This is a genomic window from Pyrococcus sp., from assembly GCF_030153625.1.
GTDB lineage: Archaea > Methanobacteriota_B > Thermococci > Thermococcales > Thermococcaceae > Pyrococcus > Pyrococcus furiosus.
In genome coordinates this window covers 16989-27918 of the sequence record NZ_JASKLM010000024.1, presented here as the reverse complement: position 1 = coordinate 27918, position 10930 = coordinate 16989, and the positions used below count along the sequence as shown (strand labels likewise).

Genomic DNA, 10930 nt, shown 5'->3' with positions numbered 1-10930 from the left:
ATGGGCTTGGAGTTAAGCCAGCAAATATCTTAGTGGCAGGAGGAACTGGTTCAGGTAAGACAACAACTCTAAACTCTCTAGCAATGTTTATTCCACCTAGCGAAAGAGTAATAAGTATAGAGGACACTGCAGAGCTTCAGCTTCCAATAGAGCACTGGGTAAGGCTTGAAACTAGACCTCCAAACGTTGAAGGGAAGGGAGAAATTACTATGGATGACCTCGTAAAGAACACTTTAAGAATGCGTCCAGACAGAATCATTGTGGGTGAAGTGCGTGGACCTGAAGCAAGAACAATGTTTACGGCAATGAATACGGGACATGATGGAGCACTTTACGATTTCTCTGTCATCCAACTATCTAATGGTAGATTTGTACTTATAGGAGATTTAGTCGAGGAATTATTCAAGAAGTATGCCGAGAAAATTAAAACATACAAAGACCTTGAGTACATAGAGCTTAACGAGGAAGACCGTTTTGAAGTTGTTAGTGTTAGTCCAGATTTGAAGGCAAATAAACATGTTGTCTCAAGAGTTTGGAGAAGAAAGGTCAGAGAGGGGGAAAAGCTAATACGCATAAAGACGAGAACTGGCAACGAAATAATCCTCACTAGAAATCATCCGCTATTTGCCTTCTCCAATGGAGACGTAGTCAGAAAAGAGGCCGAGAAGCTCAAAGTTGGGGATAGAGTTGCAGTGATGATGAGACCTCCTTCACCTCCTCAAACTAAAGCTGTAGTTGACCCTGCAATTTACGTGAAAATAAGTGATTACTACCTTGTTCCGAACGGAAAAGGTATGATAAAAGTTCCTAACGATGGTATTCCTCCAGAAAAGGCCCAATATCTTCTTTCAGTAAATTCATATCCTGTAAAATTAGTCAGAGAAGTTGATGAGAAGTTATCCTATCTCGCTGGAGTTATACTCGGTGATGGGTATATATCATCGAATGGATACTACATCTCAGCTACATTTGACGACGAAGCTTACATGGATGCCTTTGTCTCTGTAGTCTCGGACTTTATCCCTAACTATGTCCCCAGTATAAGGAAGAACGGAGATTACACAATTGTAACTGTTGGCTCGAAGATTTTTGCTGAAATGCTCTCAAGGATATTTGGAATACCAAGGGGCAGAAAATCTATGTGGGATATTCCAGACGTAGTACTTTCAAATGACGATCTTATGAGATACTTCATAGCTGGACTTTTCGACGCTGATGGGTACGTAGATGAAAATGGGCCCTCCATAGTCCTAGTAACAAAGAGTGAAACCGTGGCAAGGAAGATTTGGTACGTTCTTCAGAGGTTGGGGATCATAAGTACAGTTTCCCGTGTAAAGAGCAGAGGGTTTAAAGAAGGCGAGCTGTTCAGGGTAATTATTAGTGGTGTTGAAGATCTTGCTAAATTTGCAAAATTCATACCCCTACGTCACTCAAGAAAGAGGGCCAAACTTATGGAGATATTAAGGACTAAGAAGCCATATCGGGGAAGAAGAACTTACCGCGTGCCGATATCCAGTGATATGATAGCTCCTCTCCGTCAAATGTTGGGATTAACTGTTGCAGAGCTGTCTAAGTTAGCGTCTTATTATGCAGGGGAAAAAGTTTCTGAAAGCCTAATTAGGCATATAGAAAAGGGAAGGGTCAAAGAGATAAGACGCTCTACGCTCAAGGGGATTGCCCTTGCTCTCCAGCAGATAGCTAAAGATGTGGGTAACGAAGAAGCTTGGGTGAGAGCCAAGAGGCTTCAATTGATAGCTGAGGGAGATGTTTACTGGGATGAAGTCGTAAGTGTTGAGGAAGTTGATCCGAAGGAGCTTGGCATTGAGTACGTCTATGACCTCACGGTTGAGGACGACCACAATTATGTGGCAAATGGCATACTAGTCTCAAACTGTATGGGAACTATTCACGCTAATTCAGCTAGAGAGACCATAATTAGGCTTGAGAGCCCTCCAATGAGCGTTCCCAGGATTATGATTCCAGCATTGGATATAATTATTATGCAGGTTAGATACCACTCAAGAAAGAAGGGAACACTAAGAAGGATAACCGAGATAGCAGAAGTTTCTGGGATTGAAGGAGAGAGTATCCAACTTAACTTCCTCTATAAGTATGATCCCGCGAAAGATGAACTAATTAGAACAGAAGTTCCAAGTAGATTTATTCAGACCCTCTCCTATCATACTGGTCTTAGCATAGAAGAACTTAAATGGGAAATTGAGAAGAGAAGATTAATTTTAGACTGGATGATAGAGAAAGGAATAAGGAGAATTGATGAGGTCGGTTATTACATTAAAGAATTCTATATTGACGAAGAAGAGCTATTAAAGAAAATTGAAAGAGAAGCCGAAACAATTGAAACAAGTAAGAGAGCAAAGGAATTCATCTAGTGAGGGAGGGTTATGGGGATTGTAGAGGGAATTATTAATTTCTTAGATAGATTGGGCGGAAAAACTCTAGAGGTAGTTGAGATTCCAACTCGTAGAATCTCTACCGAGGGAATGTCAATAAGGGAGAGACTTGAGCTTTTAAAAAAGATGAGAGAGGAAATAGAGAAAGAAAAAGAGTCAGAAGAAGAGAAACTTATTGAAGATACCATAGAGTGGCGTGAGAAGACTCTTAGACAGATTTCTCTATCCGAAAGAATTGCCGATGGTGTTCTAAAATATCTAAAAGGTCCAGTTTCCTCTCTAAGTTCTTCAATTAAAGGACTTGACATAGACTTATACAGGGCTAACATAAACATGAGTAGAGAGAGGTATGTGGCTTTAATGCTTGGAGTTGCCATATTAGTGGGCATATTTTCATTTGCATTCTCCCTAATCTTATATCTTCCAATTGACATCTCAATATTGGTAAGCCTCCTCGGATTTATAGGGGGATTTTGGTACATGAGATACTATCCAAGAGTTGTATGGAGAAGAAGGGTTGCGGAGGTTGAGAAAGCCCTTCCCTATGTTCTGAGACATATTGCATCTCTCTTAAGTGCAGGAATAGGTATTGCAGAGGCATTTGTTTCTGTGGCTAAAGCCGATTATGGAGTTATCTCAGAGGAGTTCTATCTTATTGTCCAAGATATGCACAAAGGGGCTAGCTTTGAAGATGCTCTATCAAAATTTGAGATGAAGATGGCGTCTGAAAATGTAACTAGAGTTACAAAGCAGATACTAAGAGCAATCAAGTTTGGTGGAAATTTGGCAGATATCCTTTATAAGATGGCCGATGAATTTGCATTTGAGTACAGGTTAAAGCTCATGGAATACGTCCAAAAAATTAATGGTTTATCTTTTGTGTATATGTTCTTGAGTGTAATAATGCCAACGTTGTTCATAGTTGTTATACTTGCTGGATCAATCCTTTCGAGAACCTTGGTAATATCAATTCCTGGGCTTGTGGCAATAATGTTATTCGCATTCCCAATGCTATCTTTGATAATGATAACAATGATTAAGAGAGCTGAACCCAGGTGAGGTGAGTAACGTGGCTGAAGAGAGAAGAGCTGGTAGATCAACCACTGCATTTACTGATGCCCTGGAGAAAATTTTGCCCAGTAAATTCCTCAAGCGCTATGATCTCTTTTTATATTCCGCAGGCATAGACTTTAGAGCCTCTGAATATCTTGTTATATCACTCTTTATCGGGATAATCCTGGGAATAGTGATCTACATCTTCTCCTCTTCCATTCCTGGATTACTAGTGGGAATTTTGGCTGGTTTTAGAGGATTTGGGTACTTCTACCCCTACATTAGAATCACAAGAAGGATTGAAGACATGGAAAAAGCTCTTCCAGATGCATTCTTTTATTTAGCTGGATCTCTAAGAGCCGGTGTGTCATTCTCAGAGGCCTTAGAAGAATTAGCCTCAGCGAAATTTGGGGCCTTGACCTTAGAGTTTAGAAGAACTGTTTCAGAGATCAAGAGAGGAAGGCCTACTGTTGAAGCATTAAGAGCCTTTGCCCTAAGGAACAAGAGATCTCCAGTCATATACAGATCAACCATGATAATTATTGAGGCCTTAGAAAGAGGAGCTCCCATGGCCGATGTGCTTGTGGCAGTGGCAAATGACGTAAGAGAAATAATAAGAATCCAGAAAGAAAGGAAGGCATCTACTGGAATGCAGATGATGTTCTTCCTTGTTTCAAGTGGATTTGTTGGTCCTTTTATAGTAGCTGTAGTTTCGAACATCGCAAGAGGCATGATTGGAAGTGGAATGGGCCTTTCTATTCCAGTATCTGAACTAACCCTTGTACTTTGGCTGTTTTCAATAGTCCAAGGATTCATTAGTGGAATTGGGATTGGAATTATAAGGGAGGGGAAGTTCTCAGCTGGAATTCGCTATGGAGTTCTGCTAGCAATTATGGCGGGGGCAGTTTTCTGGGGAGGAACGAAGGTCAACATTGGAGGGTTGTAGTTTCTATTATTTTATCTCCATAAACCGTTTAAATTCTCATTGCATTAGATATAGTGACGAATAAAAGGGGTGGATTTCCATGTCCGAGAAGATGGTTGCTATCATGAAGACAAAACCAGAGTACGGTGCAGAGTTAGTTGAAGTAGATGTACCAAAACCTGGGCCAGGGGAAGTCCTAATAAAAATTCTTGCAACAAGCATATGTGGAACTGACCTGCACATTTATGAATGGAATGAATGGGCTCAGACAAGAATTAGGCCACCTCAGATAATGGGGCATGAGGTTGCAGGAGAGGTTGTGGAAGTTGGTCCAGGTGTAGAGGGAATTGAAGTTGGTGATTACGTTTCTGTTGAGACTCACATAGTCTGTGGAAAGTGTTACGCATGTAAAAGAGGGCAATATCACGTATGTCAAAACACAAAGATATTTGGAGTAGATACTGACGGTGTTTTTGCCGAATATGCAGTAGTTCCAGCACAAAACGTCTGGAAGAATCCAAAGAACATACCTCCCGAATATGCTACTCTACAAGAGCCATTGGGAAATGCTGTGGATACAGTACTTGCTGGCCCAATTGCCGGAAAGAGCGTTCTCATTACTGGAGCAGGTCCCCTGGGACTTCTTGGAATAGCAGTGGCAAAGGCATCCGGAGCCTATCCTGTGATAGTTTCTGAGCCAAGTGAATTTAGAAGAAACTTGGCAAAGAAGGTGGGTGCAGACTACGTAATAAATCCATTTGAAGAAGATGTTGTAAAGGAGGTAATGGACATAACCGACGGAAACGGAGTTGATGTGTTCTTGGAGTTCAGCGGTGCTCCAAAGGCTCTTGAGCAAGGACTCCAGGCAGTAACTCCAGCTGGAAGGGTTTCTCTTCTCGGACTATTCCCAGGAAAAGTGAGCATAGACTTTAACAACCTTATAATATTCAAGGCATTGACAGTTTACGGAATCACTGGGAGACACCTTTGGGAAACTTGGTATACAGTCTCTAGACTGCTCCAAAGTGGAAAATTAAATATAGACCCAATAATAACTCACAAGTACAAGGGATTTGACAAGTATGAAGAAGCCTTTGAGCTAATGAGGGCTGGCAAAACTGGCAAAGTTGTTTTCATGCTTAAATGAATACTTTACATTTGTAATATTTTTTGTCTATTTTTCAAAATATTTTGCCAAATGTTTATATTACATTATTGTATGCAACATCTTGGTGAGAGAATGGAAATAGAGACTGCTGTAAACCTTGAAAATTTCGAAATAATGCTAAACTGTGCAAAAAAATATATAGGAAGAGTCAGCGATAGAGAGGCTTCAAAAATATCTCAAAAGCAACAACTGGAACTTGGATATTCCAATTTTCTAGAACTTGTGGATGAATCTCTCCTATGATTCCGATTTCCTTTCCATCCACAAGTATCTTTCCAACTCTCCCTGGGATAAAGCTTCCATGCACTGTCTCTTCTATATCATATTCAATTCCTAGGTGTCTCATTAAGGAGTCAAGTATTTCCTTTGCGTTGGTGAAGGTGTATCCACTTCCGGCTAGAGCTACTGCAAGCTTAGGTTCACTAACAGTCTTAGTTTCTCTGCTCTCGTCTATCAAAGTTGCTAAACCAACCTCGAATATCCTTTGTGGATATTCTTCATGAGTGTTGTTGCTAAGGAATTCCATCAAACTTGGAAGTAACCATTTTCTTAATGCGCTCCATCTGCTACTAATTGGATTTGCTATTTCAACAATTTCCTCCTCTGGAATGTTCATCTTGTCAAACTGGACTTCTTTGCTTGTTAAGTTAAAAGTCATGACTTCCTGGAGACCAAATCCCACCATTAAATCCCTAATTGCATCCTCAAAGTCCTTAAATGGATCACCTCTCCCTTGGACAGCTAACTTTGGCTCTTCTGGGTCTATATTATTGTACCCGTAAGCAATTAACACATCCTCAAGTACATCTCTAGTGTGCATTATGTCATCTCTGAAGGCTGGATACTTTACTTTTGCCTTGTTTTCACTGAGAATTTCAACTTCATACATCATTCTTTCTAAAAGTTCCTTGATTTCTTCATTGCTTAACTCTAACCCAGAAAGCTTTCTTATGTACTCAAAACTAACTTCAAATTCTTTAGGAGTCAAGTCAGGAGTCGTGATCTCGAAGTCAGGGTAAATCACTTTAACCCTTTTGATTTTCCCTCCTCTTTCGGCGAGCGCCGTGACTATTACATTCAGGGCTAACATGACTTTTCTCAGATCCCATCCCGTGACGTCCACGAACACATTCTTGGTCTCTGTGGTCACTCTCCCCGTTAGCTCGGAGTTTATTATTGGAGGCATTGAAAGGACGTTACCTTCTGAATCAACAAGAAGTGGGTAGTAAGGCTTGTCTCTTATTAAGTGGCCATACTCCCTTCCTTTCTCGTGCTTTTCAAGGATTTCTTCTAACGTCATTTCCTCACTATATCCAAGGGGGACAAATTTTTCTGTCTTTTCTGCAGCTCTGTAATATATTGGGGGCTTTACTTTGTCAAAATCAAATATCCCTATTGCGACTTCTCTTCTCCTCCTTCCATAGGTTAGGGCAACTTTTTCTTGGAGCTGAATTAACTGACTCAAGGCTTCTTCATCTAGCTTTAATCCTTCTACTACGGCGTAAACACCGTAGGGCCTTATGTTTCTGAGCTTTTTATCAACATAAACAACAACATCACTTTCCTCGACTTCATATTTTGGCAATCCCTTGGCTAATCCAAGAGCCCATCTTATTTGTCGAGCAACGCCCTCAGCGCTCCAAAGATCTGGCCTATTAGTGTCTTTTGAGTCCAACTTGAAATATATTTTTCCATCTTCTTCCCAAACGTCATCGAGCTCGCACTTAGCATAAAGAACAAGGTCTTCCCACTCTTCAACTGAAAACTCTCTTCCAACTAATCTTTCCAAGTCTGATTTTGCAACGTCAAACTTTGGCATTTCTCATCACCTACCAAATGAGCTTAGCTTCCCTAAGCCACTTCAGATCGTAGCTGAAGAGATATCTAATATCATCTATTCCAAGCCTGAACATTGCAAGCCTATCTATTCCAATTCCCCATGCTATAACTGGGACATCTATTCCTAGAGCTTTAGTCATCTCCTCCCTAAAAACTCCTGCACCTCCAAACTCGACCCATCCTAATTCAGGGTGATATGCACTTAGCTGAACACTAGGTTCTGTAAACGGATAATAATCTGGGAAGAACTTTACCTTTTTTGCTCCTGCAATCTCAATTGCAAACTTCTTTAGTATGCCCAGTAGATGCCTAAAGGTTAAGTCCTCAGCTGCCACAAACCCATCAATTTGGTTGAATTCTATCAAATGTGTTCTATCTAGGACATCAGGCCTAAATACTCTCTGTATTGTGAAATACTTCCCAGGAATTTCTATTCCTTTCGCGAGCTGTCTAGCACTTAAGGCCGTGGCATGGGCCCTGGGCATTAGAAACATTGCTCTTTCGGGGCTCCATACGTAACCCCACCCTCTTGAGCCAGCCAATCCACGTTCATGGGCCTCCTTTACTCTTTCCACTAATTCTCTATTAGGTAAATAGCCTTTTTCTGGATATTTCAGCTGGTAGGTGTCTGTCCATTCTCTGGCAGGGTGGTTTTGAGGCTGGAATAGAGCATCAAAGTTCCAGAACTGGGTTTCAATTAAGCTATCCACGGTTATTTCAATGAATCCCATCTCGATTAATTTTCTCCTTATCTTGTCTAAGAATACTCTATATGGTTGCTTCTTGCCCGGGTATATCTTCTTTACAGGGGCCTTAATGTTGAAAGGTTTGAACTCTACTTCTCTCCATTTTCCACTTGCTATAAGTTCTGGAGTTAAACTAGTGACCTCTCTCTTTAACTCTATTCCTTTTTTCACTAGTTCAACTCCCTTTTCAGTAATCTCCGCAATCCTCTCAACTACTTCCTCCTCCTGGGCAACTTTTCTTCTCTTGAGTTCATTTATGGGAACTATTTTTGATATTTCTTCAGAAGTGGCATATTCTTTTTCTGATAATATTTTTAGAGCCTTATCTATTGGTCTCTCTTCTGGATTTTCTCCTCTTTCTGTTATTTCTAACACCAAACCTTCTGGAGTTTTCTCTACCTTTACCCATCCTTCCTTTCTTAGAATACCAACTATTGGCTTTAGCTCATCTTCCGTCAGCACTCCTCTTAATTCATCTAGTTTTACCTTTTTCTTGCTTTTTAAAACGTTTAAAGCTCTTATTTCAGGTAATCCCATCTGAATGTATTTTCTGCCTAGATCTGTTAATCGTATTATTCTCTCTTTTCTTTCCGAAATCTTGGCTAAACCCTCTTTTTCAAGGGTTAAAAGGGCTCTCATTATCGCAACTTGCTCAAGTCCTGTGAGCTTTACAAGTTCCTCTATTCTTGCTTTTTTTACTTCGTTGAGCTTAAGTAGAACAAGCTTCTCATTGTATCCTAACATTTCCACACCTCCATTTTGTGAGCGGCATACATTTAAAAATTCTTTTTGGTATATTCACATGTCCGACCTGCCGCCCGGGCGGCCCGACCGAGGGAGCGTGCCGGCAATGGCGCGCGATGAACGAGGTGACGTCTCCGGGCGGACAGGGCCCGGCCTCCGGGGCCGCCTGAGGGAGCCGAGAAGGGCAGACGATGAAGGCGGGCGGATAAGCCGGGCCCTCAAAGGGTTTTGATTCTAATTCTATCACCATCCTTTAAGTTGAGGGTTTTTCTTAAATTCACGGGAGCTATTATTTCAGCGATTTTTGGAGGATGAATTGTTCTTGAGGGGATCACTATTGCACCTTCGATATTATCGATTTTAACTCTATATGCCCTCACGTCTCCAAAGGTTCTCCCTTCTTTTGTAAATCCCGGAATTATAATAGGCCTAACATTGCAAAGTGCATCGAATATGGTCTTTGGGAATATTACTCTGACGTTTAATGTTCCAGGGTATGGGTCAAATCCCAGGTACTCTCGTATTAAGGGGGCATATTGTCTAACATAGTAAGCACCCTCTCCGATTCCAGAAACAACTTCTCCAATTATAATTCCTCTGTAAAGAGCATCTGATAATTCCTCGTGTAGTTTTTCCAAAAACTTAACTCCTTCTTCGGTGATTGTAACTAAAGTTCCTTTCCTTGATTCACTTTTCTTTATTAGCCCATCTTTTTCGAGATCTTCTAACCATCTAACTATCGTTTGAGGAGAAACGTTTAACATTTTACTAAGTTCTCTAGAAGTCGTTAGAATCTCTTTCTCTATCCCCCCTGCCTTTGCAAGGAGGATTAACAAATCAAGGTTACTCTTTTTCACGAGACTCACCTCTTTTGGAGAGTTTGTCGGCTATATTTAAGGGCTTTGGATAACCGTTTTCATCTAGCAATTTTTCTACAATTCTGACAGCATCATTGAGAGTTATTAGGTTGCCTACACTAACAAAAGCTTTTCCCACCTTTACGTAGGTATCTTTTGACACGCCTCTCAATAACCTTTTGGCAACTCCTATTGTTGGCTTTGAAAGAATTACTCCTATGTGAGATGCTAGTCCATATCTCCTGGGATGAGCTTTTCCATGCCCTTCAACTAACAGAACGTCAAAGTTCTCGTCTTTAACAGCCAACAATATTGGTTTTGTCTCCCTTAAAAAGAAAAACGTGGGGATATAGGGAAACTCAACGGTTGTTACTATTGTTTTTGTTTTTATTATCTCACCAGAAGGAAATTCTACGCAAACAAATGCAGCTTTAGCAAAGTTATTCTTATAAGAGACGTCCACGGCTCCAACTCTCTTCACTTTCGCTATATCTATTGGTTTTTCCACTATTTTCCTACTAAGCCTTCGCTGCACTTCCGTCAGTTTTCTAAGATCTATCATTCAAAAAAGCCTCCAGTTTTTCTTCAACCCTTCTGTTAACTTTTGCTCTTGTTAGATCTTCAAGAGTTCTTTCCAAGGTGTACCTCGCCTGATCTTGCTTTTGCCTTATATTAACTAGACCTTTTGGATATTCGAGTGTCATTAGTTCTTCATAGACTTCTTCCATAAATCTGTAAGTGCTCTCTGCTTCGTCAAGATTTCCTTTCATTAGATTTATCAAGAAATATCGTCTTAACTCTCCTATGAAGTCCCCAACTCCCAAAATGTAATCCTGGGAAGGAACTCCCAGGTCGACGTGGCTTGGAAATTCCCTATCTGTGAGATAGTGGTACATTAGAACAGCTTCAACGAATTCTTGGTTCGCATTCTGGACGTATCCTGTATAGTAAAGATCTGGATGCTCTCTCAACTTTTCTTTTAATTCTTTTACGAGCCCCCTAGCTTTTTCAAGTCTTTCGTGAGCTAATTCTAATTCTCCCCTATGCATTGCCTTTATAGCATCACCACTTAGTCTTATTATGTCCCTAGTAATTTCTAATGCCTCTTCTCTTAGCTTATCTTTTTTATCGAGCTCAGATTTTATTTGCTCTATTATCTTACTAATCTTCATACACCTTCCCTCCAA

The 10930-nt window shown here is 40.6% G+C and carries 9 protein-coding genes; 4 read left to right on the top strand and 5 right to left on the bottom strand.

All coding sequences use genetic code 11. The features are described from left to right. The 4 genes from PWP39_RS05565 to tdh form a co-directional block, all read left to right on the top strand. Nucleotides 1-2390 (top strand): ATPase, T2SS/T4P/T4SS family (locus PWP39_RS05565; protein ID WP_288073046.1); only part of this gene is annotated, 2390 nt, incomplete at its 5' end. A 12-nt stretch (nucleotides 2391-2402) separates the two neighbouring features. Further along, entirely contained in the window at nucleotides 2403-3470 is a 1068-nt protein-coding gene (locus PWP39_RS05560; protein WP_011012130.1) for a type II secretion system F family protein, read from the top strand. 10 nt (nucleotides 3471-3480) lie between these two features. Further along, nucleotides 3481-4410, top strand: a complete 930-nt coding sequence (locus PWP39_RS05555) for a type II secretion system F family protein (protein WP_288073045.1) — start codon at nucleotides 3481-3483, stop codon at nucleotides 4408-4410. 79 nt (nucleotides 4411-4489) lie between these two features. After that, nucleotides 4490-5536, top strand: coding sequence for an L-threonine 3-dehydrogenase (gene tdh, locus PWP39_RS05550; RefSeq protein WP_011012128.1), 1047 nt, complete (start codon nucleotides 4490-4492; stop codon nucleotides 5534-5536). 169 nt (nucleotides 5537-5705) lie between these two features. Here the strand turns inward: tdh and pheT are convergent, their stop codons facing one another. The 5 genes from pheT to PWP39_RS05525 all read right to left on the bottom strand — a co-directional run bounded on the left by pheT (nucleotide 5706) and on the right by PWP39_RS05525 (nucleotide 10915). Continuing rightward, nucleotides 5706-7376: a phenylalanine--tRNA ligase subunit beta gene (gene pheT / locus PWP39_RS05545; RefSeq protein ID WP_011012127.1), complete on the bottom strand. Its 1671-nt coding sequence runs from the start codon at nucleotides 7374-7376 to the stop codon at nucleotides 5706-5708. Nucleotides 7377-7386: 10 nt separating this feature from the next. Then, a complete protein-coding gene (gene pheS / locus PWP39_RS05540) occupies nucleotides 7387-8886 on the bottom strand; it encodes a phenylalanine--tRNA ligase subunit alpha (protein ID WP_011012126.1) in 1500 nt (499 codons plus the stop codon). Nucleotides 8887-9104: 218 nt separating this feature from the next. Then, nucleotides 9105-9743 carry a DUF120 domain-containing protein gene (locus PWP39_RS05535; protein WP_011012125.1) on the bottom strand — a complete coding sequence of 213 codons (639 nt, stop codon included), beginning with the start codon at nucleotides 9741-9743 and terminating at the stop codon, nucleotides 9105-9107. Next, nucleotides 9730-10305 (bottom strand): endonuclease V, encoded by a 576-nt coding sequence (locus PWP39_RS05530; RefSeq protein ID WP_011012124.1) that lies wholly within the window; start codon nucleotides 10303-10305, stop codon nucleotides 9730-9732. Before PWP39_RS05530 ends, PWP39_RS05535 begins: the two co-directional genes overlap by 14 nt. Further along, nucleotides 10292-10915, bottom strand: coding sequence for a translin family protein (locus PWP39_RS05525; protein WP_014835302.1), 624 nt, complete (start codon nucleotides 10913-10915; stop codon nucleotides 10292-10294). The genes PWP39_RS05530 and PWP39_RS05525 overlap by 14 nt, the downstream gene beginning before the upstream one ends. Nucleotides 10916-10930 lie beyond the last annotated feature (15 nt).